Source organism: Actinomycetospora corticicola, assembly GCF_013409505.1.
In the GTDB taxonomy this organism is placed as follows: domain Bacteria; phylum Actinomycetota; class Actinomycetes; order Mycobacteriales; family Pseudonocardiaceae; genus Actinomycetospora; species Actinomycetospora corticicola.
Genome location: NZ_JACCBN010000001.1, coordinates 5,861,295 through 5,884,829, shown reverse-complemented (window position 1 = coordinate 5,884,829; position 23,535 = coordinate 5,861,295). Strand labels below are relative to the sequence as shown.

The following is a 23,535-nucleotide window of genomic DNA, read 5'->3' as shown; positions in this document are numbered from 1 at the left end:
GGTGACCCGTCACCGGTGGTCCGCAACCACCTTGCGCACGACGTCACGGATGTCCGAAGCCATCTGCGCGCTGCTGTGGAGCTCCGTGACCCACGCGCGGGCCGCCTCCCCCATCGCCCTGGCCCGCTCCGGGTCGTCGAGCAGCGCGCCGATCGCGTCGGCGAGGGCGTCCGGATCGTCGGGCTCGACGAGGATCCCCCGCGACGGGTCGACGAGGGCCTCCATCGCCGCGGTCCGGGTCGCGACGACGGGCCGTCCGCTGGCCGCCGCCTCGAGCACGACCGTCGACCCGCTCCCCCGCGTCGTCGGCCGGAGTGCCAGCGCGACGACCGTCGCCCGTCCGTACATCGCCCGCACCGCGCCCTCCATCCGACGACGGTGCACGACGCCGAGCGCCTCGGGGATCTCGACCCCGGCCATCGTCGTGCCGATCTCCAGCCGCACCCGCCGTCGGGACGCCAGGCGGGAGACGGCCTCGACGAGCAGCGGGTGGTCGCGGGCCTCGTCGTCGCCCACCCCCGCGACGAGCGGCGTCGCCTCCGACCACGGCCGCACGCCGAAGAATTCCGTGTCGATCCCGAGCCGGCACGGGTGCACGCGCGCGGGGTCGAGCCCCCAACCGTCGACGAGGTCGGTGTACATCCCGGGCCCGAGGGTCACGATCCCCGCGAAGCGCCGCAGGAGGGTTCCGACGACGGGTCGCGCGGCCCGCGAGTACGTCTCCGGCCCCTGCACCCAGACCAGCCCGGAGACCACCGGCGGCCCGCCTGGCAGGGCGACCGCCGGGAATCCGGTGCGCTCGTCCATGCAGAAGATCGCGTCGGCCCGTCGTCGGGACCGCATCCCGAGCAGTTCCGCCACCGGCTCGTAGCCGTCGAGCCGGTTGCGGACCTTCCGGGCCACCCACGCGGCCCGGCCGGTCAGCGGCCGACGGAACTCCAGCTCGACGTCCCCGGCGTCGGCCAGGTGGTGCAGCCCGTAGGGCGTGCGGTCCGGGATCTCGCCGCGCGCGTTCGCCGCGGCGTGCGCCTCGACGTCCGACTGTTCCGGCAGCTCCACCCGTATCCGCATCGCCCGGGATCAGATCACGAACCGATGGCGTCCAGCTCGGCCACCGCGTCGGCGGGCAGCTCGAGCCCGGCCCCGGTGACGTTCTCGCGCAGGTGGTCCACCGACGACGTGCCGGGGATCAGCAGGATGTTCGGGGAGCGCTGCAGCAGCCACGCCAGCGCCACCGCGAGGCGCGACTCCCCCAACCGCTGCGCGACCGCGTCGAGCTCCGAGGACTGCAGCGGGGAGAACCCGCCGAGCGGGAAGTACGGCACGTAGGCGATGCCCTGCTCGTTCAGCGACCCGATCAGGGCGTCGTCGTCGCGGCGGGCGAGGTTGTAGGGGTTCTGCACGCAGACCACCGGCGCGATCGCCTGCGCCGCGGCGATCTGGTCCGCGTTCACCGTGGAGAGCCCGAGGTGGCGGATCTTGCCCTGCTGCGCCAGCTCGGCCAACGTGCCGAAGCGCTCCTCGATCGGCTCGTGCGGCTGCGGGGTCATCGTGTCGTCGCCGCCGGGCATCCGGAGGTTGACGACGTCGAGGGTCTCCAGCCCGAGGCGCCGCAGGTTGTCGTCGACGGCCTGGCGCAGCTGGTGCGGCTCGAGCGCCTGCGGCCAGCCGCCCTGCTCGTCACGGAACGCCCCGACCTTCGTGACGATGCGGAGGTCGTCCGGGTAGGGCGCGAGCGCCTCGTGGAGGATCTCGTTGGTCACGTGCGGGCCGTAGAAGTCCGACGTGTCGATGTGGTTGATGCCGAGCGCGACCACCTCGCGCAGGACCGCGATCGCGGCGTCCCGGTCGGCGGGCGGGCCGAACACGTGCGGGCCGGCCAGCTGCATCGCCCCGTAGCCGACGCGGGTGACCTCGAGGTCGCCGAGGTGGTAGGTGCCGCCGGGGAGCTCCGTCGTGATGGACATGGTCCCAGGCTGCCCCGTGCGGCCGGGGCGTGCGAGAGGAACGCATGTCCTGGGACCGCTGGTGCCACCCGGCGGGGCGGGCCCGCCGTCGGGAGAGATCCCGACGGCGGGTGGGCCGGCGGTCGTGCTGCCTAGTTGACGGCGTCGATCGGGTTCGAGCAGGACTTCAGGCTGGTGGCGGCGTTGCCGTGCCCGGCCTTCGACAGGAACGGCACGCTCAGCACGTTGTCCTGGATCGGCAGCTGGCCGCCGGCGACGTTGACCGGCACGTCGTTGTTGCAGGCGTTGATCGGCGTGTTCGGGGCGAAATCGCTCGAGTTGATGAGCCCCTTCTGCACGGTCACGTCGCCGTGGTGGTGGCCGTGGCTGTGGCCGTGACCGTGGTGGTCGCCGGAGGGGTTGTCACCCGCGAACGCCAGGCCGGCGGTGGAGACCAGCCCGGTGGAGACGATGGCGGTGGCGAGAACGGTCCGGCGCAGCGTCGACACGATCTGCACGTCCTTTCGGAGACGGTGACGGACGGGTGACGGACCCGTCCGGAAGACGTGTCGTCAACTGCTGCGACATGTGTGGGACACGGTTTCCGGACGTGCTTCCGCGCATCGGGTGACCCTGATCGACGCAGCGTCCGAGGATGTTCGGGGCCGTCACCCGACGGCGCAGAGGTCGGGGACCCGGCTGGTCACGCATGGTGTGATGCCGGACGTGCCGCACGTCTCCACCGTCGTCCACCGGCCCTGGCGCCGGGTCTACGACTACGCCGCCGACCCGACGAACCTCCCGCACTGGGCCGCCGGGCTCTCCTCGGCGGCCCTCGTCCCCGCCGACGACGGGTGGTGGACCGCCACGTCCCCGATGGGCACCGTCGGCGTGCGCTTCAGCGAACCCAACCCGTTCGGCGTGCTCGACCACGTGGTGCGCCTGCCCGACGGGACCGAGGTGCTCAACCCGATGCGCGTCGTGCCGTGGGGCGGCGACGCGGAGGTGGTGTTCACGGTGCGGCCCCGGGCGGGGATGACGGACGCGGACGTCGAGGCCGACGTCGCCGCCGTCGCGGCGGACCTGGAGACCCTGCGGGGGATCCTGGAGTCCGAGGGCTGACCGTGGGCCGGCGACGTTCGACCGCGTCAGCGGTGGCACACGGCTGACGTCGAGGGTCAGCAGGTCGCCACGCTCGTCCCGTCGGCCGCACCGCCGTGATCCGTGGCCGATCCGTCGCACCGAGCGCGTCGACGGGGCCACGGACGCACCACGCGCCGGCGTCAGCGGTGGCACACGGCTGACGTCGAGGGTCAGCAGGTCGCCACACTCATGATCGGGACCTCGTGAGCGGGTCGCAGCAACGCTTGCGCGTGTCACGCACGAGGTCGTGATCATGGTCCGGACACGCCACCGCCCCGACCGCAGGGAGCACGGTCGGGGCGGGACGTGCGGGGATCAGCCCGCGGGAGCCGGCGCCGGAGCGGCCGGAGCCTGGCCGTTCGGAGCAGCCGGGGCCTGCCCGTTCGGGGCCGCCGGAGCCGCCGGGGCCTGGCCGTTCGGAGCCGCCGGAGCGGCCGGGGCCTGCCCGTTCGGCGCCGCCGGAGCAGCCGGAGCCTGGCCGTTGGGCGCCGCCGGAGCGGCCGGAGCCTGGCCGTTAGGGGCAGCCGGAGCAGCCGGGGCCTGGCCGTTCGCGGGCGGCGCCGGGGGCATCGGAGCACACCGGCCGGGGCCACCGGCCGGCCCACCGGCCGGTCCACCCGGAGCCATCGGTCCACCGGGCTTGCCGGGCGCCCCCGGTCCACCCGGCCCGGGGGCACCGGGACCGCCGGGGCCACCCGGCCCGCCCGGTCCGCCCGGCCCGCCGTCGGGACCCTGCTGTGCCGCCATCGCCACCGGCCCGGCGTCACCAATGCCGCCCGGCCCCGACAGCGAGGTGCCGAGCGGCGTCGCCAGCAGCACGACGCCCGCCACCACCAGGCCGAGCACGAAGGCTCCGATCGTTCCCAGGATTCCGATCGCCCGACCACGCGGACGTCGTTCCCGCGTCGTGTCCCGGAACCGGGCCCAGCGCGACCGCTGCGGCACCGGCTCCACCGGTGAGGTCTCGGGGTCGAAGTCGCTCATCGCCGTCCTCGTTCTCGTCGTTCTCGTGTCGTCCCGCCCTCTCGAGCGGCTCGTGATCGACGATGGGGAGCGGACCTGAAGCCACCCTGAGGTGGAGGACGCGCCGACGGTTCCTCAGCCACGCTTCAGCGACTTCAGGCGCAGTTCAGTCGCGCCTGGTGGGATGGCACGTCATGGGTGGTCAGACGGATCCGAACGCACCGCGGGTGCTGGTCGTCGAGGACGAGGCGACGGTGCGCGAGTCGATCGTCCGCGCGCTGAACCGCTCGGGGCACGTCGCCCGCGGCCTTCCCGACGGCGGGTCGCTCGAGGAGACCCTCGAGGGGTTCCGGCCCGACCTGGTGATCCTCGACGTGATGCTCCCGGGCCGGGACGGCTTCGACCTGCTCACCGTGGTCCGCGACCGCACCGACGCGGGCATCGTCATGGTGACCGCGCGCGACGCCCTCGACGACCGGCTCCGCGGGCTCGACACCGGCGCCGACGACTACGTGGTGAAGCCGTTCCTGCTCGAGGAGCTCGCGAGCCGCGTCCGTGCCGTGCTGCGGCGGCGGGGCCGGACGCCGACCGCGCTCGTCGTCGGGGACCTGGTCATCGACGAGGAGGCCGGCGTCGCCACCCGCGCCGGCACGCCGCTCAAGCTCACGGCCACCGAGCTGCGGCTGCTGCGCTACCTGGCCGAGCAGCGGGGCCGCACCGTGAGCAAGAATCAGATCCTCACGCAGGTCTGGGGCTACGACGCCTACGACCCCAACCTCGTCGAGGTCCACCTGTCCGCGCTGCGGCGCAAGCTCGAGGCCCACGGGCCGAGGATCGTGCACACCAGCCGGGGGCTCGGCTACACGCTGCGCGCGACCGAGGCGACCGACGTCGACCCGGCCGGGGCGACGTCGTGAGGAGCCTGCGCGACCACCTCCGGCGTCGTCCGGAGACCTCCGCCGTCCCCGCGCGTTCGCTGCGGTTCCGGGTGACCGCCACGGTCGTCGCGGTCATGGTGGTGACGCTGCTGGTGGCGGGCATCGTGCTCGACCTCGTGCTCTCCGCGGCCCTGGAGCGCGACCAGCAGGACCGACTCTCCGAGCGCGCCGCCCGGGTCGACCAGCTCGTCGCCCAGCAGGTGCCGGCCGACGAGCTGGTCGGGCTCCTCGACGGGCAGGGCATCAGCGCGGTCCGACGCCAGGCCGACGGCGCGGTCCTCGAGGGGGTGCCGACCCCGCCCGGTCCTCCCGACGGCGGGCCCCGCGGCGGCCCGGGCGGACGACCCACGCCGGGACCGCCTCCGGTCCGCAGCGGCGACAGTCTGACGATCACGCGGCCGCTGGCCGACGGCACCGTCATCGTGCTCTCGGCCGATCCGGGCGAGGTGGACGCGGTCGTCTACCGGCTGCGCGGGGTGATGGTGGGCGTGGGGCTGGTCGGCGTGGTCGGCTCGGCGCTGCTGCTCCTCAGCGGGGTGACCGCGGCGCTGCGCCCGCTCGACGCCATGACCCGCGTGGCCCGCGCGATCACCACCGGCGAGCGCGGCCGGCGGCTGCGCCCCTCCAGCCCGGACACCGAGATCGGTCGCACCGCGGCCGCATTCGACGAGATGCTCGACGCGCTCGACGCCGCCCAGGACCGCTCCGACGAGGCCGCCCGGCGGGAGCGCGGCGCCGCCGAGGAGGCCCGGCGCTCGGAGGCCACCACCCGCCGGTTCCTCTCCGACGCCGCCCACGAGCTGCGGACCCCGCTGACCGGGATGCAGAGCCTCGCCGAGACGCTGGTGCGCGACTCCGACGAGGACCGCGAGGTCCGCGAGGAGCTGGCCATCGCACTGGTGCGCGAGACCTCACGCGCCTCGGCCCTGGTCACCGACATGCTCGACCTCGCCCGGATCGAGGGCGGCCAGGAGCTCCGTCGGGACGACGTCGACCTCGTCGTCCTGGCCCGGGAACAGGTCGACCACCTCCGTCTGGTGAACCCGGATCTCGACGTCGCGGTGGACGCCGACGGACCCGTCGTGGCGGCGGTCGACGGCGACCAGGTGCGCCGTGTCCTGGTCAACCTCCTCGGGAACGCACGACGTCACGTCGTCCCGGGCGGCGCCGTCCGGGTGCGGGTGACCGCGTCCGGGGACGGGGCCCGGGTGGCGGTGCACAACGACGGCGCGGTCATCGCGACGGAGGACCGGGAGCGGGTGTTCGACCGCCTCGTCCGGCTGGACGAGGCTCGCGCACGGGACGTCGGCGGGGCCGGCCTCGGCCTGTCCATCGCGCGTGCCCTCGCCCGCGCCCACGGAGGCGACCTCGTCTACGAGGCCACCCCGACCGGGTCGGACTTCGTCCTCACCCTGCCGCTGGCGACCACCCCCGCCCTGGTGTCCCCGCGATGACCCCGCTGGGCCACGTGCGACCGCCGATTGGTTGAAACGGGTCCTTCCCCCGATCGTGGCCCCGTCGTTACTCTTCGGTGACGTCCAACCAGATTGCCCCGGGGGTGGGATGGATCGGATCGGGGAGTACACGTGGAATCCCGGCGCCGACCGCTGGGAGTGGAACGACACCATGTTCCACCTGCTCGGGTACGCCCCCGGCCAGGTCCGGCCGACCCGCGCGCTCGTCGTCGCGCACAAGCACCCGGCCGACCGGGCGCAGGTCGAGCACGTGATGGCCGACGCGTGCAGCAACCGTCTGGCGTACACGCACCGACATCGGATCGTGTCGATCACCGGTGACATCCACGAGGTGACCGCGATCGGCTACCCCGTGGGAGCGGGTGCCGACGCCCTGCTCGTCCACGGCTACCTCGTCCACCTCGCGACCCACCAGCCCTCGGCGTCCGCGGCCCGTGCGGCCGGCGCGACGGCCCGCCCGCCGTACCGGCCGGCCCCGGCCACCACGGCGGGTCCGCCCACGGTCCCGTTCAGCCTCCCCGGCCCGGCCACCCCGGCGCCGTGGACGCTCGGCACCGCCGGCGAGCACGACCGCCTGCTGGTCCGCGCCATCGACGTCCTCGCCGAGGCCACCGAGCTCCCCCAGGGCGCGGCCGCCGCGCTGGTGGCCCACCTCGCGAACACGGCGGCGCTGCCGCTGATCGTCGTGGCCGAACGGATCCTCGCGATGAGCCTCGACCCCGACGTCGAGGGTCTGGGCGGCCTGCTCCGCGGCATCGCCCTGCCCGAACCGACGAATTGATCGTGACGTGGGTCGCATTCGATCTCCACGCCGATTAGCGTGACGGGGAGCACAGCCGTTCCCCGCTCGGAGGTCCGAGATGCGCGCACCGCGCCACGTCCGCCTGACCACGCCGCTCGTCCGTGACGGCGGGGAGCTGCGGGAGGCCTCCTGGGAGGAGGCCCTCGACCGGGCGGCCGCCGGGTTCCGCGGGGTGCCGGGCGACGCCTACGGGATGTTCTCGTGCTCGAAGGCGACCAACGAACTGAACTTCATGGCGCAGAAGTTCGCGCGGGTGGTGATGGGGTCCAACAACGTGGACTCCTGCAACCGCACTTGACACGCTCCCAGCGTCGTCGGTCTGACGGCGGTGTTCGGAGCCGGTGGTGGCACCAGCGCCTACCAGGAGGTCGAGGAGACCGACCTGGTCCTGCTCTGGGGCTCCAACGCGCGTGAGACCCACCCGATCTACTTCCACCACGTCCTGAAGGGGCTGCGCAACGGGGCCTCGCTGTACGTGGTGGACCCGCGGCGGACCTCCACGGCCCGCTGGGCGACGGGGCACCTGCCCCTCGACGTCGGCACCGACATCGCCCTCGCCCACGCCATGGGCCGCGTGATCCTCGAGGCCGGGCTGGAGAACCGCGCGTTCATCGAGCGCGCCACCACCGGGTTCGACGAGTACGTCGCCGCGGTCGAGCCGTGGACCCTCGAGCGCGCACAGCAGGTCACCGGCGTCGACGCGGCGATGATCCGCGAGACCGCGCTGGCGTTCGCGCGCGCCGACCGGGCCCAGCTGTGCTGGACGCTCGGTATCACCGAGCACCACAACGCCGTCGACAACGTCCGCGCCCTGATCAACCTGGCCCTGCTCACCGGGCACGTCGGCCGGTGGGGCTCGGGCCTGGTCCCGCTGCGCGGGCAGAACAACGTGCAGGGCGGCGGGGACATGGGGGCGATCCCCAACCGGCTGCCCGGCGGGTACGACGTCACCGACGACGGCCACCGCGCCCGCTTCGACGCGGCGTGGGGCAGCGCGATCCCGGCGACCCGGGGCCTGCACCTCTCGCAGATGTTCGAGGCGATGGAGCGCCGGGACGTCCGGGCGGTCTACGTGGTGGGCGAGAACCCGGCGGAGACCGAGGCCGACGTCGCCCACGCCCGCGCCCTGCTCTCCGACCTCGACCACCTCGTCGTCCAGGACATCTTCCGCACGGCGACCGCGGAGCTCGCCGACGTGGTGCTGCCCAGCTGCGCCGACTGGTGCGAGTACGAGGGCACCGTGACCTCCTCGGAACGCCGGGTCCAGCGGGTGCGCAAGGCGATCGAGCCGCCCGGGCTCGCCCGGCCCGACACGGAGATCCTGTGCGACATGGCCCGGCGCCTCGGGCACGACTGGGGCACGCCGACCCCCGAGCAGGTCTGGGACGAGCTGCGCTCGCTCTCGCTCGACTGGCACGCCGGGATGTCCTACGCGCGGCTCGAGGCCGAGGGCGGCCTGCAGTGGCCGTGCCCCGCCGAGGACCACCCGGGCACCCCGACGATGCACACCCGGCTCTGGGAGCGCGATCCCGCGAAGCGCGGGGCCCCGGCGCCGTTCGCCCCGGTGGAGCACGCCGGTCCGCTCGACGAGCTGTCGCCGGAGTTCCCCCTGCGGCTGACCACGGTGCGCCGGCTGGACTCCTACAACTCGGGGGTCCAGACCGGCGGCTACGCGTCGCCGCTGCGCCGCGACGAGGCCCTGTGCGTCGACGCCGCCGACGGGCGGGCGCTGGGCCTGCGCGACGGCGAGCGGGTGCGGGTGGTCTCGCGCCGCGGCGCGGTCGAGGCCCCGATCCGCTTCGACGACGCCGCCCGGCCGGGCCTCGCGTTCATCACCCCGCACTTCTCCGAGCAGGTCGACGTCAACCTGATCACCAACGAGGCCTGGGACCCGCAGTCCGGGACCTCGGAGTTCAAGGCGACCGCGATCCGCATCGAGAAGCTGTCCGTGTCCGAGTCCCCGCGTCCGGCCGCCGAGCGCGTCCCGGTCGCGGGATCGTAGGAGGTCCCGCGTGGATCTGGTCCTGTTGCCCGACGCGGCGACCGACGCCGAACGGGCCGCCGTCGACACCGTCGCCCCCGACGGTGCCGTCCCGCGGCGCGACCTCCTCCTCCCGGCCTTCCACGCCGTCATGGACGCCGTCGGCTGGATCAGCCGCGGCGCCCTGTCGCACATCTGCGAGCGGCTGCACGTGCCGCCGGCCGAGGCCTACGGGGTCGCGACGTTCTACGCGCTGTTCTCGGTGACCCCCCGGGCGCCGCGGACCGCGCACGTCTGTGACGACGTCGGGTGCGCCGCGTTCGGCGGCGAGGATCTGTGCGCCGCGCTGGAGGAACGCCTGGGCGCCCCGGGCGAACGCGACGACGTCACGTGGACCCGCAGCCCCTGCCTCGGCCTGTGCGAGCGGGCCCCCGCGGTGTTCCTGCAGTGCGCCACGTCGCCCTTCCAGCGTGAGGGGAACCCTCACGCCACAAGAGCGCTCGAATCCTCCCCTCACGACGACGCTCCCGGCGACCTCGCAGGCGGCGACCACGCCCAGATCGCCCCCGCGACCGCCGACGCCGTCGTGCACGCGCTCGACGGCGAGGAGATCCCCGGGCCCGACCCCGTCGTCAGCACCCCGCAGGCCGGTGCGCCCGACCTGGAACTGCTGTCCCGGGTCGGGGTGGTCGACCCCGGCGACCTCGACTCCTACCGCGCCGCCGGCGGGTACGCGGGCCTGCGGCGCGCGCTCGCCGTCGGGTCCGCCCGCGTCGTCGACGAGATCACCGTCGCCTCGCTGACCGGCCGGGGCGGCGCCGCGTTCCCCACCGGCACGAAGTGGGCCGCCGTCGCGGGCTCCCCCGAGCCCGAGAAGTACCTCGTCTGCAACGCCGACGAGTCCGAGCCGGGCACGTTCAAGGACCGCGTGCTCATGGAGGCCGACCCGTTCGCGCTGGTCGAGGCGATGACGGTCGCCGGGATCGCGGTCGGCGCGGGCACCGGCTACCTCTACGTGCGCGGCGAGTACCCGGCCGCGGAGCGGGCGATCCTCCGTGCCGTCGCGGAGGCCCGGCGGCACGGCTACCTCGGCGACGACGTCATGGGGTCGGGGCGGGCGTTCGACATCGAGGTCCGCCGGGGCGCCGGGGCGTACATCTGCGGCGAGGAGACCGCGCTGATGAACTCGCTCGAGGGCCGCCGCGGCGAGCCCCGGGCGAAACCGCCGTTCCCCACGGTCGCCGGGCTGTTCGGGAAGCCGACGGTCATCAACAACGTCGAGACGCTGGTCAACGTGCTGCGGATCGTCGCCGAGGGCGGGCCGGCGTTCGCGTCGGTCGGCTCCGGCCGGTCGACCGGCACGAAACTGTTCTGCCTGTCCGGCGTGGTCGCGCGGCCCGGCGTCTACGAGGTGCCGATGGGCACGACGCTGCGGGAGCTGCTCGAGCTCGCCGGCGGCGTGCCCCCTCGACTGAAGGCGATCCTGCTCGGCGGCGCTGCGGGCTCCTTCGTGACGCCCGACCAGCTCGACGTCCCGCTCACGCTCGAGGGCACCCGCGAGATCGGCGCGACCCTCGGCTCGGGTGTCGTACTGTGCTTCGACGACTCGACCGACTTCGCCGCCGTACTGCGGCGGATCGCCGGGTTCTTCCGTGACGAGTCGTGCGGGCAGTGCGTGCCGTGCCGGGTGGGCACGGTGCGCCAGGAGGAGGCGCTCGCGCGGATCGTGCGCGGGCGCGAGATCGGCGGTCGCACCGTCGAGCTGCAACTGCTGCGCGACGTCGACCGCGTCATGACCGACGCGTCGATCTGCGGGCTCGGGCAGACCGCTGCGTCGGCGGTGCGCTCGGCCCTGGCGCTCGGACTCATCGGAGAGGGGACCTCGTGACGGTCGTCGACCTCGGCACCATCCGTCGGCTCGTCGACGTCACCGTCGACGGCGTCGAGCACCGCGTCCCCGAGGGCGCCACGATCATGGACGTCCTCGACGGGGCCGGCGCGGACACCCCGCGTCTGTGCCAGGCGCCCAACCTCACGCCGGTGAACGCCTGCCGCGTGTGCGTGGTGGAGGTCGAGGGGTCCCGCCCGCTGGTGCCCAGCTGCGCACGGAAGGTCGAGGACGGCATGGTCGTCCGCACCGACACCGAGCGCGTCGCGCACAGCCGGAAGATGGTGCTGGAGCTGCTCGCGAGCGCCAACGACCTGTCCGAGGCCGGCGACGACGTCGCCCGCTGGCAGATCGAGTACGGCGCCGACCCGGAGCGCTACGGCCCACCCGGCCCGCCCGCCGCCGCGGGCGAGCGCGGCAACCGCCACCCCGGGCACCACGGCATTCCCGACGGCGAGACGCGGGCGACGGTCGCGCAGCCGGTCACCGTCGACAACGACCTCTACGTGCGCGACTACGCCCGCTGCATCCTCTGCTACAAGTGCGTCGAGGCGTGCGGCACGGACGCGCAGAACACGTTCGCGATCGCCGTCGCGGGACGCGGGTTCGACGCCACGATCTCCACCGAGTTCGCCGTCCCGCTGCCCGACTCGGCGTGCGTGTACTGCGGCAACTGCATCGGCGTGTGCCCCACGGGGGCGCTGAAGTCGGTCGCGGAGCACGAGCGGCGCGAGGCCGGCACGTGGGACCCCGAGGGCGAGACGGTCACCGAGACGGTGTGCTCGTTCTGCGGCGTCGGCTGCTCGCTGGAGCTGCACGTCCAGGACAACACGATCGTCAACGTGACCTCGCCGTCCGACCACTCCGTGACCCACGGCCACCTGTGCATCAAGGGTCGGTTCGGGTTCCAGCATGTGCAGAACACGTGAGCACTAAAGGTCGCTATCACGACCTTTTCTGCTCACGTGCGAGCGCAGCGAGCATACTCGTGCGGATCTTCGTCCCGTTCGTGCCCGACGTCGTCGGCATCTCGTCGAGCACGTGCACGGCGACGGGCACCTTGAACGCGGCCAGCGTCGCGGCGCACCAGTCCCGGAGCTCGGACGGCTCGGCCGGGGCGTCGAGCGTCACGAACCCGACCGCCACCGACCCGCCGTCGGGACCCTCGGCCCCGACGACCTTGGCCGTGTGCACCGCCGGGTGCGCCGCGAGCCGGAGCTCGATCTCGGCGGGGTCGACGAGGAACCCGCGCAGCCGGAGCGCGTCGCCCGCGCGGCAGACGTAGACGAAGGCGCCCTCGTCGACGACCACGCCGAGATCGCCGGAGCGGAACCAGCCGTCGTCGGTGAACGTCTCCGGCGCGGAACCCAGATACGCGTCGACCACGTTCGGTCCCCGGAACTCCAGCTCGCCCTCGACGCCGGGTCCGCCCTGCACGCGCACCTCGATCCCGGGGTGCACCACGCGGCCACCACCGGCCCAGCGCTGCGGCGTCGGCTCGGACAGCGGCCACGTCGCGGCGAGCGCGAACAGCTCGGACGAGCCGTAGACGCCCGCCGTCTCCACGCCGTGGTCGTCGAGCCACGCCGCCAGCTCGTGCGAACGGCCCTGGAAGTCGGCGACGCCCCACCAGCGCCACATCGGCAGCGCCCGCGGGCGGTCCCGCAACGCCGTGACCAGCCGCAGCACGAGGTCGTCGCCGCTCGCGAGGTGCGTGACCCCGACGGCGGCCATGTCGTCGAGCGTGTCGTCGGCGTCGAAGACCGGCTCCAGCAGCGCCGCCCCGCCCGCCGCGAGCGCCGCCATGACCGCGTTGTAGCCGAACACGCCCGACAACGGCAGAGCACCGAGCACCACGTCGCCCTCGGCCAGCCCCAGCGCCGCGGCGCCCGCGACGGCATGGGTCAGCACCGCCGCTCCGGTGTGCGCCGCGAGCTTCGGCAGCCCGGTGGAGCCCGACGTCGTGAAGGCGACGGCGAGGCGATCGGGGTCGGACGGTCCGGGCTCGGGCCCGTCGGTCCGCTCCGGCGTCCACGCCTCGAGGTCCCCGACGTCGGGAGTGGTCCCGTCGCCGCGGACGAGCGCCACCTGCGGTCGGACGCCCGAGCCCTCCACGGCGACGCGCAGCTTCCCGGCCAGGTCGAGCCCGTGGAACCCGTGCGCCAGCGCCATGAGCACCGGCCGGGCCCGGGCGAGGACGTGCGTCACCTCCTCGACCCCGTAGCGGGTGTTGATCCCGACGACGAGTCCGCCGCACGCGGCGACGGCGCACTGCCAGACCAGGGCGTCGGTCCAGTTCGGCATCCACACCGCGACCGCGTCGCCGGCGCCGACCCCGTGCTCGCGCAGCTCCTCGGTGAGCGCCCGGACCCGCTGCCACAGCTCGCCGCGGGTCACCGCGACCAGCCCCTCGGGGGTGCGCTCGTGGACCGCGACGACGTCGGGGTCGCGGCGCGCGAGGCGCCCGACGAGGTCGGGCAGGTCGGTCGGCCGCTCCCCCGGTGTCGGGAAGGGCGCGACGGTGTGCCGCTCGGTCATGCCGCCTCCGTCCCGGCCGTGAGCTCCCGCAGCCAGCCGTCGAGCAGGGCGGCGAAGCCGGGCATCTCCTCCATCGGGTAGTGACCCACCCCGTCCAGCACCGTGCACCGTGCGCCGGGGATCCGCGAGGAGGCCCACCGCACGCGGTCGACGTCGAGCCACAGGTCGTCCGCGCCCACCACCAGGTGCAGCGGGCAGGTGATCCTGGGCAGCTGCTCGCGCAGGTCGTGCGACGCCCAGCCGATCAGGTCCGAGTTCGAGACGACGGGGTCCTCCCGACGGTGCATCGCGGCGATCAGCCGCGCCCTCTCCGGCTCGGTCGCGCGGCCCAGGACGGCGAGCGTGCCCAACTCGGTGCGGTCCGAGCGGCTCGGTGCGGCCACGTCGACGAGCTCCCGACGGAGGCCGCGCGTGCTCGGGCGGCCTCCGGTCCACGCGTCCGCCGCCATCGCGACGACGGCGGTGAGCCGGTCGGAGGCGCGGACGGCCAGGTCGAGCGCGATCTTGCCGCCGATCGAGCAGCCGGCGACCGCGAACCGGTCCAGGCCCGTCGCGTCGGCGAGCGCGAGCAGCCAGGCCGCGTAGGCACCGAGGTCGTCCACGGGGCCGTCGGGCGCAGGTTCGGAGCGCCCGTGGCCGGGCAGGTCGGGCACGACGACGCGGTACCCGGCGGCCACGAGCCCCGGGGTGACGTGGCGCCACTGGACGCCGGACTGGCCGGCGGTGTGCAGACAGAGCACGGCGGGCGCGGTGGGATCGTCAGGAACACGGTGGTCCTCGACGAAGGCGAGGGCGCCGTCGACGGTGACGTAGCCGGTCATGCGATCGCCCGGGCGGCGTCGACGACCAGGTGCAGCGCCCTCGTCAGCCGCAGGTACTCGTAGCCGTCCCCGGTGGCGGAGAGGCGGCCCGTCATCGCCAGGCGCAGGAACGGGTTGTCCGGCGCCTCGACGAGCTCGAGCCAGGTGAGCGCGTCGGCGACCAGGGTGAAGGTCGCACCGTGCGGGGCGCGGCGGCTGACGTCGATGACGGCTCCCCGGTAGACCCGCAGGTGCACCTCGTCGTCGTCGCAGCGCAGCCCGATCGTGCCGTCCCAGGTCTCCAGCAGCGTGGCCACCTCCGGGTCGAGCGCCGCCGCCACCGCCCGCCCCCAGCCGAGGGAGCCGAACGCGCGCCCGTCGTCGTCAGGACCGCTCCCGCGCGCCGCGACCAGCGCCGTCGTCGTGCCCTCCTGCCGGGTCACCCCGTCGTCCCCGACGAGGCGCATGTGACGGGTGACGGTGCCGCGGGTGCCGGAGCGGGTGCGACGCACGCGCAGGACGGTGAGCTCGAGGTGGACGACGTCGCCGACGCGGATGGGGGCGCGGTAGGTCCAGTGCGTGTCGAGCAGGCCCTGCACCGCCTCGCCGTGGAACCCGAGCGACTGCAGGAGCCCCATGGCCACGGCGATGCCGAACGGGCCCTGCAGCATCGCGTCGGGCCCGACGTGCAGCGGGTGGTCGTCGCCGGAGAGCCGGGTGAAGGCGGCGAGGTCGTCGGCCGTGACCGACCGCGGGGCGCTGGTGAAGCGCTCCCCCACGGCGAAGTCCTCGAACCACCGCCCGGTGTCCACGGGGGCGTGCGCTGCGGTCACGCGGTCTCCTCCTGCACTCGGCTGACACGAACGATCGTTCACCACCGAAGCACCGGCCTCCCACGACGTCAAGACCGCTAACCTCGTGGTCATGAACGCCCGTTCCCCGGCCACCCTCGTGGCCGACACCGGTCGCGGGAACGAGGCCGCGATCCTCAACGCGGCGCTCGACGCGTTCGGCACCCACGGCTTCCACGGCGCCTCCATGCGCGACGTCGCGAAGCGGGCCGGGACCAGCCTGTCGAACCTCTACAACTACGTCCCGAGCAAGTCGCGACTGCTGGCCGAGGTGCTGCGCCGCGCCAACGACGAACTCGCGGCCCGGCTGGGCGCGGCCCTCGCCGACGCCGGGGACGACGCCGCCTCCCGCCTGCGGGAAGCGGTGCGGGCGTACGTGCGGTTCATCGTCGACCACCAGGTCGCGATGGTCGTGTCGACGAACGAGGTGCGGTACCTGACCGGAGCGGACCGCGCCGGACTGGTGGCCGAGCGCGACGCCACGCAGGCGGTCTTCGAGGACATCGTGGCGCAGGGGGTGGCCGACGGGACCTTCGCGACGCCCTACCCCGACGACGCCGCCCGCGCCGTGCTCACGGCGCTCTCCGCGGTCGCCGGGTGGTACCGCGCCGACGGCCGGCTCTCCCGCGGCCAGCTCGCCGAGCAGCAGGCGCGCTACGCCCTGGCACTGCTGGAGGCCCCGCTCGCGCGCTGAGGTCTTGCCATGAGCCGGACCACACTCGTACGTTACGAACGATCGTTCGTACCGAGACAGGTGGAGGCACGCCGTGACGGCTGGGACCGAGGTCGCTCCCGCGAAGATGCGGCGGCTCGCCGCCGCCGCGGTCTTCGCGACGACGCTGGAGTGGTTCGACTTCCTCATCTACGCGACCGCGGCCGCCCTGGTGCTCGGCCACCAGTTCTTCCCCTCGGCCGACCCGGTCGCGGGGACCCTCGCCTCGTTCGCCACCTTCGCCGTCGGGTTCGTCGCGCGGCCGGTGGGCGGGATCATCGCGGGCCACATCGGGGACCGCTTCGGTCGCAAGCCCCCGCTCGTGGGCGCGATGCTGGTGATGGGCCTGGCGACCTTCGCGGTCGGCGTCCTGCCGCCCTACTCCAGCATCGGGGTGTGGGCGCCGGTCCTGCTCGTCGTCGCCCGACTGGTGCAGGGCCTCGGCGTCGGGGCGCAGTGGGGCGGGGCGGCGCTGCTGCTCGTCGAGCACGCGCCCGAGAAGCACCGGGGCTACTACGGCAGCCTCGTCCAGACGGGCGCCGTGGCCGGCGCGGTGCTGGGCAACCTGTTCTTCCTGATCCTCACCGCCACCATGTCCCCCGCCGCCTTCGACGCGTACGGCTGGCGCATCCCGTTCCTGTCCGGGCTGCTGCTCATCGGGATCGGCGTCTACGTGCAGCTCAAGATCGAGGACACCCCGGTGTTCCACGAGCTGCGCGAGCGCTCGGCCGCCGCGGCGCGCGAGGCGGGCGTCCGCAAGGCGCCGCTCGTGCAGGCGGTCCGCCACCACGGGCTCGCGATCGTGCAGGCCGCCGGCGCGTTCTTCGTGGTCAACGCCGTCTTCTACATCCTGATCTCCGGCATCCTCGGCTACGCGACCACGGAGGTCGGGATGTCCCGGACCTCGATCCTCGTGTGCGTGATGGTCGCCGGCCTCTCGCAGCTCGTCACGATGCCGTTCTTCGGTGCCCTGACCGACCGCATGGGATCGCGCAAGAAGCTCTACCTCATCGGCTGCGTGTCGATGGCGGTGTTCGCGTTCCCGCTGTTCTGGCTGATCGACACCGGGTCCGTCCCGCTGGTGCTGCTCGCCCTGCTGATCGCCTTCACCATCCACGCGACGATGTACGGGCCGCAGGCCACCCTCTACGCCGAGATGTTCCCCGCCGACGTCCGCTTCTCGGGCGCGTCGCTCGGCTACCAGGTCGCGTCGGTCCTCGCGGGTGGGCTCGCGCCGTTCATCATGACGGCGTTGCTGGCGACCACCGGGGCGTCCTGGTCGGTCGCCGTCTACATCATCGCCTGCGCCGTGATCACCTTCATCGCCGTCGCCTCGATCCGCGAGCGCTTCCGACGGAACCTCTACGACGTCTCGGAGCCCGAGCGGGCGTCCGTGTCGCGGTAGGTGCAGCGCCCGGTTCGGCCGGGAGGAGTACTCCTCTCCCGAACGGACCGGAGTCTCACGTCCGCATAACGTGCTGCCGCCCGGGTCGTTCCCCGATGCATGACGAACGCAACGACCCGAGCGGCGGCGTTCGTCGCCGTCGTCGTCACCGGGCTGGCCCTGCTCTTCACCGGTGCCGCGAACGCGTGGGAGCACCACGGCAACGGCACCGGGGGCTGCAGCGCCGGGAAGGCCGTGGGCAACGGCGCGACGCTGCTGAACACCTTCGAGTTCACCCTCTGCCAGCGGAGTGCGGACCACCGCGACGTCACCGGGTACTTCCAGGCGGCCGCCCCGTTGTCGGCGAACATCGTCGCGCCGCGGGGTCCAATCACCTGCTCCGACGTCGAGGGCACCAACGTGTCCTTCTACTACCCCTTCGCCGCGGGCAGCGTGCCGCCGCCGAACCCGGCGCTCACCGGCATCGTCATCTACGCCCACGACGGCGGGGCCACCGGCGACACGATCGCCTTCGCCCCGGTCAACGCGGGCGTGCTCCCCGACTGCTCGCTGTCGAGCCCGCTCGTCACCGGCCTGAAGCTCACGGCCCTCCCCGTGGCGACGGGCGGGATCACGGTCACCCCGCGCGCCTGAGCTTCCCGCGCGACCCACCGGAGCCCCGGGGACACCACGTCCCCGGGGCTCCGTCGCGTCGTCATCCGGATGGAGCGGTCGGCGGGGGGCATCCGGTACGCGGCGAGGGACGCGGCGGGCCGTGGCAGGGTGGCCCCATGTCGATCCGGGTCGATCACCACGGGCTGACGGTCGCCGACCTCGACGCCTCCGTCGCCTTCTTCACCGAGGTCCTCGGGTTCACCGAGGAGCGTCGCGCGCACCTGACGGGCCCGTTCGCCGCGGACGTCGTGGGGGTGCCGGGCGCCGACATCCGCACGGCGGTGCTCGCGCTCGAGGGGTCCCTCCTCGAGCTGCTCGCCTACGCCGCGCCGGTGGCCGCCGCGGCGGTGTCGGACGGGCCGGAGGTGCCCGGGTCGATGCACCTCGCGTTCGCGGTCGACGACCTCCCCGGGATCGTGGCCGCGGCGGCACCGTACGGCTGGGCCCCGCCCGGCCGCCCCGCCACCATGAGCGTCGGCGCGCGGGCGGGCACCACGTTCAGCTACCTCCGCGACGGCTCCGGGGCGACCGTCGAGCTGATCGCCGCGCCGCACTGAGGGGTCAGGTCCGCAGCCCGCGGGCCAGCACCGCCGTCATGCGGCGGGCGTGGTCCGGTTGCACGCCCTCCGCCGGCAGGCACAGGTGGGCGACCGCGTGCAGCAGGTCGGTCGCGGGCACGTCGTCGCGCACCTCGCCTGCTGCGACCGCCGCCGCCAGCAGCTCGGTGAGCGCGGGCCGGAACCGGGCGTCGAAGTAGGCCGGCAGGGCGTCGAAGGCCGGATCGCCCGAGTGCAGCGCCGCCGCGAGCCCGCGCTTCGTCGCGAGGAAGTCGACGAAGCGGGCGAGCCACCGCTCCAGCGCCTCCGCGGGCGGGTGCTCGGCCGCGAGCAGCGGGGCGGCGTCGGCGCAGGCGTCGACCTGGTGGCGGAAGACCGCGGCGACCAGGTCGGAGCGCTTCGGGTAGTGCCGGTAGACCGTGCCGACCCCCACCCCCGCGCGGAGCGCGACCTCGCGCACCGGCGCGTCGACACCCGCCGTCGCGAAGACCTCGGTGGCCGCCTCGAGCAGCGCGTCGGAGTTCCGCCGCGCGTCGGCGCGCACCCGTCGAGGAGCCGACACGAGGACCCTCCTTGCAACCGGAACAAGGTTCCGTCTACAGTTCCGGAAGCACGTTCCGCTTACTGCGGACGATAGCGCACCGCGAGGAGTTCGCCATGCAGTACCGCACGCTGGGTCGCACCGGCATCAAGGTCAGCCCCTACGCCCTCGGCGCCATGATGTTCGGCGCCATGGGCAACACCGACCACGACGAGTCGGTCCGGATCATCCACCGCGCCCTCGACGCGGGGATCAACTTCGTCGATACCGCGGACATGTACTCCCGCGGCGAGTCCGAGGAGATCGTCGGGAAGGCGCTGAAGGGCCGGCGCGACGACGTCGTGCTCGCGACGAAGGCCTTCAACCCGATGGGCGACGACCCGAACATGCGCGGCAGCTCCCGCCGCTGGCTCGTCCGGGCGGTCGAGGACTCGCTGCGCCGCCTCGGCACCGACCACGTCGACCTCTTCCAGGTGCACCGCCCCGACCCGGACACCGACGTCGAGGAGACGCTGTCCGCCCTGTCGGACCTGGTCCACAGCGGCAAGGTGCGGGCCATCGGTTCCTCGACGTTCCCGGCGTCGCAGATCGTCGAGGCGCAGTGGGTCGCCGAGCGACGGAACCTCGAGCGCTTCCGCACCGAGCAGCCCCCGTACTCGATCCTCGATCGCGGCATCGAGCGCGACGTGCTGCCGGCGATCGAGCGCTACGGCATGGGCGCCCTGGTGTGGAGCCCGCTGTCCGGCGGGATGCTGACCGGTCGCTACCGGAAGGGCCAGGAGCCGGACGCCCACCGCGCGCAGTACGGCTTCGCGCACATGCGCGACGAGCGCCGCCTCGACGCCGTCGAGGCCCTGATCACGCTCGCCGGGAAGGCGGACCTGTCGCTCACCCACCTCGCGATGGCCTTCGTGGTCGCGCACCCGGGGGTCACCAGCGCGATCATCGGCCCGCGCACGATGGCCCACCTGGACGACGTCCTCGCCGGAGCGGAGGTCTCGCTCGACGACGAGATCCTCGACCGGATCGACGAGATCGTCGCGCCCGGCACGGACGTCAGCCCGCTGCCGCACGCCTACGGGACACCGGCCCTCGTGCAGCCCCTGCTCCGTCGTCGCCCGACCACCGAGCGGTCGGCCGCGTGATGCCCAGCTTCGGGATCATGACCGCGCCGTCGCAGGTCGCCTTCCGCGATCTCCTCGCCGTCTGGCAGGAGGCCGACGCGGTCCCCGGGATCGAGCACGCCTGGCTCTACGACCACCTGCTGCCGATCTTCGGCGACCCCCTCGGGCCGACCTTCGAGGGCTGGACGCTCCTCTCGGCCCTCGCCGCGGCCACCGAGCGGCTCCGCCTCGGGGTGCTCGTCACCAGCAACCGCTTCCGGCCGCCGGCGGTCCTCGCGAAGATCGCCGCCACGGTGGACGTGGTCAGCGACGGCCGCCTCGACCTCGGTCTCGGCGCCGGGTCGCGTCCCGACGTGCCCTTCGCACGCCGGGAGTACGAGGCCCACGGGCTGCCCTACTGGGACTCCGCGGAGGCCGTCGCCCGGCTCGCGGAGACCTGCACCCTGCTGCGCCGACTCTGGACGGCCGAGGAGCCGTTCGACGTCGACGGCGAGTACCTGCAGCTGACCGGGGCCTGGTGCAGCCCGAAGCCGGTGCAGCGTCCGGGTCCGCCGCTGGTGATCGGCGGCCGGGCGGGACGGACGCTGCGCGTGGTCGCGGAACACGCGGACGTCTGGAACTACCCGGGCGGCGACGTGGCCGACGCGAGCGCCCGCGGAGCGCTCCTCGACCGGTACTGCGCCGAGATCGGGCGGGACCCCGCGGAGATCACCCGCTCGCTCGTCGTCGGCGTCGACTACGACGACCCGGGCCGGACCCGCGACCACGTCGCGGAGGCACGGGACGCGGGCTTCTCGCACCTCGTGCTCTCGCTCCCCGCGCCGTACCCGGAGAAGGTCGTGCACCGGGTGGAGGACGAGGTGCTGCGCATGTGAGCAGAAAAGGGGGCTATAGCCCCACTTTCTGCTCACCTGGGAGCGCAGCGAACACCTACGCCCGGAGGCGCCGGTTCTCCCGCTCGAGCTCCTCGATCCGTGCCTGCAGCCCCGACACCCCCTGCTCGATCTCCTCGAGGGTGAAGCGCGGGGTGGTGTGCTGCGGGCAGTTCCAGGAGAGGCCCTTCACGTCGACCACGAGGAGGCGGACTTGGAGGCGGCCGACGACCCGACGCGGCCGGCCCTCATCCGCGTCCGAGCGTTCCTCGAGGGCGTGCGCGACCCCCTGCGCGGCTGCCGGATCGGGCGCCTGGTGCAGGACACGGAGGTCGTCGAGGGCGACGGGCTGCGCGGGTCGCCGACCGCTACCTCCGGGGGCCTGGAGGACTGGGTCGCCGACGTGCTGGAGACCGGGCGGGCGCCGGGCGAACTGCGGCCCGACACCGACCCCCGGGCCACCACGGCGATGCTCGTCGCGGTGGTCCAGGGCGGGTTCGTCCTCGCCCGGGCCCGGCAGGACCCGGAGGCGCAGCGCGCGGCGATCCGCGGGGCGGTCGCGCTGCTGGGTGCGCTGCGCGCAGGTGAGCAGTAAGTGGGGCTATAGCCCCACTTACTGCTCACCTGTGCGGAGCACACCTGCCAACACCTCCGCCGGATCGTTCGGCAGCGTCGCGAACCTGGCGGCCACGTGGTGGTCGGGGCGCACGAGCACGCCGCCCGCGTCGCCGATCCCCTCGGCCTCGAGGAGCCGCGCCCAGTCGCCGTACGGGTCCTCGATCTCCTCGCCCGGCCCGACGACGATCACCCGCATCTGCTCGGACTCCGGCCACGTCCCCCCGGGCCCGGTGAACAGCGTGAACCGCCCGCGCCCCGCGAGATCGATCGTGGACACGTCCCCGTCGCGCCCGGCGAGCCACACGTGCGGCACCCGCGCGCCCGGCGTGGTCGTCGCGACGTAGGTGAGCTCGGGGTCCTCCACCGTGGCCAGCGGATCGGGGGCGAGCTCGTCGGCGACGACGGCCGACGAGACGTAGCGCTGGTTCAGCTCCACCCCGTGCGCGTCGAACTCGTAGGCCTTGAAGGTGATCGCCTCGCGCAGCGCGCGGCGCTGCTTCTCCGCCCCGGGCTCCCGACGACGGGCCATGTTCTCCCGCATGACCTCCGGGTCGTCGGTGCCGCTCACGCCGAGCGCGTCGAAGATCCGTCCGGTCTCGCCGATCGACTGGTTCGCCCGGTCGACGACCTGCCGCCCGATGGGCGCGCGCTCCGCGCTGTAGGTGTCGAGCAACGACGGGTCCGCCCACCCGCGCAGGACGTACGCGAGCTTCCACGCCAGGTTGAACGAGTCCTGGATCGAGGTGTTCGAGCCGAGTCCGTTCGACGGCGGGTGGCGGTGCACCGCGTCGCCGCCGCAGAACACGCGGCCGCTCCCGTAGTGCTCGGCCGCCATGTGGTTGACCGTCCACGCGGAGCTGCCGACGATCTCGACCTCGAGGTCGTCCACCCCGACCAACTGGCGCACCAGCCCCGTCGTGAACTCGTCGGAGAGGTCGGGCGGGCCGTCGGCGACGTCGTAGCCCCAGATCGTCAGCCACTCGTTCCACGGGCGGACCATGCGGACGACGCCCATCCCGATCCCGCCGATGTCCGACCCGGGCTGCAGCACCCAGTAGAGGACGCTCGGCCGGTGGGCGACCCACGGCGAGAGGTCGGCGCGGAACACGATGTTCAGCGACCCGGCCACGCCCATCTCGCCGCGCATCGGCAGCCCGGCGTCCTCCGCGACCCGCGACCGCCCGCCGTCGGCGCCGTAGAGGTACTTCGCGCGGATCTCGTACTCGTCGTCGCGGAGGCGGTCGCGGACTCGGACGGTCACCCCGTCGTCGTCGACCGCGTGCGACAGGTACTCGGTGGAGAAGCGGATCCGCGAGCCGGCGGCCTGCGCGCCCTGCACGAGGATCGGTTCCATGAGGCTCTGCGGCATGTCGCAGATGCCCGCCGGGCTCGCGAGCGCGTGTGCGGCACGGCTGCGCGGGTGGGTGCCCCAGGACCGCACCCGACCGAGCTCCTCCCCTGCCAGCGAGGTGCAGAACGTCGTCGTGCCGATGAGGTCCTGCGGCGTCGCGAGCGCCTCGACCTGCCCGGAGACGCCGAGGTCGCGCAGCACCTCCATCGTGCGCTGGTTCGTGATGTGCGCACGGGGCTCGGCCGCGAGGGTCTCGTAGCGGGTGACCACGATGTGGTCCACGCCCAGCCGCGCCAGGGCGAGCGCCATCGACGCCCCGGCCGGACCGCTTCCCACGACGACGACGTCGGTGGTCACCATGGTGGGGAATCCTGCG

Annotated in this window: 24 protein-coding genes; 14 read left to right on the top strand and 10 right to left on the bottom strand. The window is 73.8% G+C overall.

The genetic code is table 11. The features are described from left to right. Nucleotides 1–9 precede the first annotated feature (9 nt). The 3 genes from BJ983_RS28630 to BJ983_RS28620 all read right to left on the bottom strand — a co-directional run bounded on the left by BJ983_RS28630 (nt 10) and on the right by BJ983_RS28620 (nt 2,464). Nucleotides 10–1,059 (bottom strand): glycosyltransferase, encoded by a 1,050-nt coding sequence (locus BJ983_RS28630; RefSeq protein ID WP_179796925.1) that lies wholly within the window; start codon nt 1,057–1,059, stop codon nt 10–12. 26 nt (nt 1,060–1,085) lie between these two features. After that, nucleotides 1,086–1,967, bottom strand: coding sequence for an oxidoreductase (locus BJ983_RS28625; protein WP_179796924.1), 882 nt, complete (start codon nt 1,965–1,967; stop codon nt 1,086–1,088). Between the two features lie 131 nt (nt 1,968–2,098). Further along, entirely contained in the window at nt 2,099–2,464 is a 366-nt protein-coding gene (locus BJ983_RS28620) for a hypothetical protein (protein ID WP_179796923.1), read from the bottom strand. A gap of 199 nt (nt 2,465–2,663) precedes the next feature. On the opposite strand from BJ983_RS28620, the gene BJ983_RS28615 reads away from it, so the two are divergent. After that, nucleotides 2,664–3,068: an SRPBCC family protein gene (locus tag BJ983_RS28615; RefSeq protein WP_179796922.1), complete on the top strand. Its 405-nt coding sequence runs from the start codon at nt 2,664–2,666 to the stop codon at nt 3,066–3,068. A 336-nt stretch (nt 3,069–3,404) separates the two neighbouring features. Here the strand turns inward: BJ983_RS28615 and BJ983_RS28610 are convergent, their stop codons facing one another. Beyond that, complete coding sequence (locus tag BJ983_RS28610; protein ID WP_179796921.1) at nt 3,405–4,073, bottom strand: hypothetical protein; 669 nt, start codon at nt 4,071–4,073, stop codon at nt 3,405–3,407. 173 nt (nt 4,074–4,246) lie between these two features. On the opposite strand from BJ983_RS28610, the gene BJ983_RS28605 reads away from it, so the two are divergent. The 6 genes from BJ983_RS28605 (at nt 4,247) to BJ983_RS28580 (ending at nt 12,065) form a co-directional block, all read left to right on the top strand. After that, on the top strand, nt 4,247–4,969 hold the full coding sequence (locus BJ983_RS28605) for a response regulator transcription factor (protein WP_179796920.1): 723 nt from the start codon (nt 4,247–4,249) through the stop codon (nt 4,967–4,969). A gap of 71 nt (nt 4,970–5,040) precedes the next feature. Further along, complete coding sequence (locus tag BJ983_RS31305; protein WP_218890520.1) at nt 5,041–6,444, top strand: sensor histidine kinase; 1,404 nt, start codon at nt 5,041–5,043, stop codon at nt 6,442–6,444. A gap of 109 nt (nt 6,445–6,553) precedes the next feature. Next, complete coding sequence (locus BJ983_RS28595) at nt 6,554–7,246, top strand: PAS domain-containing protein (RefSeq protein WP_179796918.1); 693 nt, start codon at nt 6,554–6,556, stop codon at nt 7,244–7,246. 79 nt (nt 7,247–7,325) lie between these two features. Further along, nucleotides 7,326–9,269 (top strand): molybdopterin oxidoreductase family protein, encoded by a 1,944-nt coding sequence (locus BJ983_RS28590; RefSeq protein WP_179796917.1) that lies wholly within the window; start codon nt 7,326–7,328, stop codon nt 9,267–9,269. 10 nt (nt 9,270–9,279) lie between these two features. Then, nucleotides 9,280–11,136 (top strand): NAD(P)H-dependent oxidoreductase subunit E, encoded by a 1,857-nt coding sequence (locus BJ983_RS28585; RefSeq protein ID WP_179796916.1) that lies wholly within the window; start codon nt 9,280–9,282, stop codon nt 11,134–11,136. Next, nucleotides 11,133–12,065: a 2Fe-2S iron-sulfur cluster-binding protein gene (locus BJ983_RS28580; protein ID WP_179796915.1), complete on the top strand. Its 933-nt coding sequence runs from the start codon at nt 11,133–11,135 to the stop codon at nt 12,063–12,065. The genes BJ983_RS28585 and BJ983_RS28580 overlap by 4 nt, the downstream gene beginning before the upstream one ends. A gap of 16 nt (nt 12,066–12,081) precedes the next feature. On the opposite strand, the gene BJ983_RS28575 is transcribed toward BJ983_RS28580, so the two are convergent. The 3 genes from BJ983_RS28575 to BJ983_RS28565 are packed head-to-tail and all read right to left on the bottom strand — an operon-like array spanning nt 12,082 to nt 15,307. Beyond that, nucleotides 12,082–13,674: an AMP-binding protein gene (locus tag BJ983_RS28575; RefSeq protein ID WP_179796914.1), complete on the bottom strand. Its 1,593-nt coding sequence runs from the start codon at nt 13,672–13,674 to the stop codon at nt 12,082–12,084. Continuing rightward, nucleotides 13,671–14,495, bottom strand: coding sequence for an alpha/beta fold hydrolase (locus tag BJ983_RS28570; RefSeq protein ID WP_179796913.1), 825 nt, complete (start codon nt 14,493–14,495; stop codon nt 13,671–13,673). Before BJ983_RS28570 ends, BJ983_RS28575 begins: the two co-directional genes overlap by 4 nt. Continuing rightward, nucleotides 14,492–15,307, bottom strand: a complete 816-nt coding sequence (locus tag BJ983_RS28565) for a MaoC/PaaZ C-terminal domain-containing protein (RefSeq protein ID WP_179796912.1) — start codon at nt 15,305–15,307, stop codon at nt 14,492–14,494. The genes BJ983_RS28570 and BJ983_RS28565 overlap by 4 nt, the downstream gene beginning before the upstream one ends. Nucleotides 15,308–15,398: 91 nt before the next feature. Between BJ983_RS28565 and BJ983_RS28560 the strand changes: the two genes are divergently transcribed. The 4 genes from BJ983_RS28560 to BJ983_RS28545 all read left to right on the top strand — a co-directional run bounded on the left by BJ983_RS28560 (nt 15,399) and on the right by BJ983_RS28545 (nt 18,653). Continuing rightward, entirely contained in the window at nt 15,399–16,019 is a 621-nt protein-coding gene (locus BJ983_RS28560; RefSeq protein WP_179796911.1) for a TetR-type transcription factor C-terminal domain-containing protein, read from the top strand. A gap of 73 nt (nt 16,020–16,092) precedes the next feature. After that, on the top strand, nt 16,093–17,442 hold the full coding sequence (locus tag BJ983_RS28555) for an MFS transporter (RefSeq protein WP_343054397.1): 1,350 nt from the start codon (nt 16,093–16,095) through the stop codon (nt 17,440–17,442). A 99-nt stretch (nt 17,443–17,541) separates the two neighbouring features. Continuing rightward, on the top strand, nt 17,542–18,075 hold the full coding sequence (locus BJ983_RS28550; RefSeq protein WP_179796910.1) for a hypothetical protein: 534 nt from the start codon (nt 17,542–17,544) through the stop codon (nt 18,073–18,075). Between the two features lie 137 nt (nt 18,076–18,212). Continuing rightward, entirely contained in the window at nt 18,213–18,653 is a 441-nt protein-coding gene (locus BJ983_RS28545) for a VOC family protein (RefSeq protein ID WP_179796909.1), read from the top strand. Between the two features lie 4 nt (nt 18,654–18,657). On the opposite strand, the gene BJ983_RS28540 is transcribed toward BJ983_RS28545, so the two are convergent. Beyond that, nucleotides 18,658–19,215, bottom strand: coding sequence for an SbtR family transcriptional regulator (locus BJ983_RS28540; RefSeq protein WP_179796908.1), 558 nt, complete (start codon nt 19,213–19,215; stop codon nt 18,658–18,660). A gap of 95 nt (nt 19,216–19,310) precedes the next feature. Here BJ983_RS28540 and BJ983_RS28535 point away from each other — a divergent pair, with 95 nt between their 5' ends. Both BJ983_RS28535 and BJ983_RS28530 read left to right on the top strand, forming a co-directional pair. Further along, nucleotides 19,311–20,339, top strand: coding sequence for an aldo/keto reductase (locus BJ983_RS28535; protein WP_179796907.1), 1,029 nt, complete (start codon nt 19,311–19,313; stop codon nt 20,337–20,339). A 17-nt stretch (nt 20,340–20,356) separates the two neighbouring features. Further along, nucleotides 20,357–21,193 (top strand): LLM class flavin-dependent oxidoreductase, encoded by an 837-nt coding sequence (locus BJ983_RS28530; RefSeq protein WP_246325676.1) that lies wholly within the window; start codon nt 20,357–20,359, stop codon nt 21,191–21,193. 55 nt (nt 21,194–21,248) lie between these two features. Here BJ983_RS28530 and BJ983_RS31940 read toward each other — a convergent pair whose 3' ends face one another. Next, entirely contained in the window at nt 21,249–21,383 is a 135-nt protein-coding gene (locus BJ983_RS31940) for a hypothetical protein (RefSeq protein WP_281376306.1), read from the bottom strand. Between the two features lie 21 nt (nt 21,384–21,404). On the opposite strand from BJ983_RS31940, the gene BJ983_RS28525 reads away from it, so the two are divergent. Beyond that, complete coding sequence (locus BJ983_RS28525; RefSeq protein ID WP_179796906.1) at nt 21,405–21,785, top strand: TetR family transcriptional regulator C-terminal domain-containing protein; 381 nt, start codon at nt 21,405–21,407, stop codon at nt 21,783–21,785. A gap of 18 nt (nt 21,786–21,803) precedes the next feature. Here the strand turns inward: BJ983_RS28525 and BJ983_RS28520 are convergent, their stop codons facing one another. Continuing rightward, nucleotides 21,804–23,519: an FAD-dependent oxidoreductase gene (locus BJ983_RS28520; protein ID WP_179796905.1), complete on the bottom strand. Its 1,716-nt coding sequence runs from the start codon at nt 23,517–23,519 to the stop codon at nt 21,804–21,806. Nucleotides 23,520–23,535 lie beyond the last annotated feature (16 nt).

What these genes read in the sequence shown, in the direction of transcription:
- BJ983_RS28625 (WP_179796924.1), bottom strand. Translation starts at nt 1,967, where the DNA reads ATGTCCATCACGACGGAGCTCCCCGGCGGCACCTACCACCTCGGCGAC.
- BJ983_RS28615 (WP_179796922.1), top strand. Translation starts at nt 2,664, where the DNA reads ATGCCGGACGTGCCGCACGTCTCCACCGTCGTCCACCGGCCCTGGCGC.
- BJ983_RS28610 (WP_179796921.1), bottom strand. Translation starts at nt 4,073, where the DNA reads ATGAGCGACTTCGACCCCGAGACCTCACCGGTGGAGCCGGTGCCGCAG.
- BJ983_RS28605 (WP_179796920.1), top strand. Translation starts at nt 4,247, where the DNA reads ATGGGTGGTCAGACGGATCCGAACGCACCGCGGGTGCTGGTCGTCGAG.
- BJ983_RS28595 (WP_179796918.1), top strand. Translation starts at nt 6,554, where the DNA reads ATGGATCGGATCGGGGAGTACACGTGGAATCCCGGCGCCGACCGCTGG.
- BJ983_RS28575 (WP_179796914.1), bottom strand. Translation starts at nt 13,674, where the DNA reads ATGACCGAGCGGCACACCGTCGCGCCCTTCCCGACACCGGGGGAGCGG.
- BJ983_RS28570 (WP_179796913.1), bottom strand. Translation starts at nt 14,495, where the DNA reads ATGACCGGCTACGTCACCGTCGACGGCGCCCTCGCCTTCGTCGAGGAC.
- BJ983_RS28560 (WP_179796911.1), top strand. Translation starts at nt 15,399, where the DNA reads ATGAACGCCCGTTCCCCGGCCACCCTCGTGGCCGACACCGGTCGCGGG.
- BJ983_RS28550 (WP_179796910.1), top strand. Translation starts at nt 17,542, where the DNA reads ATGACGAACGCAACGACCCGAGCGGCGGCGTTCGTCGCCGTCGTCGTC.
- BJ983_RS28545 (WP_179796909.1), top strand. Translation starts at nt 18,213, where the DNA reads ATGTCGATCCGGGTCGATCACCACGGGCTGACGGTCGCCGACCTCGAC.
- BJ983_RS28535 (WP_179796907.1), top strand. Translation starts at nt 19,311, where the DNA reads ATGCAGTACCGCACGCTGGGTCGCACCGGCATCAAGGTCAGCCCCTAC.
- BJ983_RS28530 (WP_246325676.1), top strand. Translation starts at nt 20,357, where the DNA reads ATGACCGCGCCGTCGCAGGTCGCCTTCCGCGATCTCCTCGCCGTCTGG.
- BJ983_RS28520 (WP_179796905.1), bottom strand. Translation starts at nt 23,519, where the DNA reads ATGGTGACCACCGACGTCGTCGTCGTGGGAAGCGGTCCGGCCGGGGCG.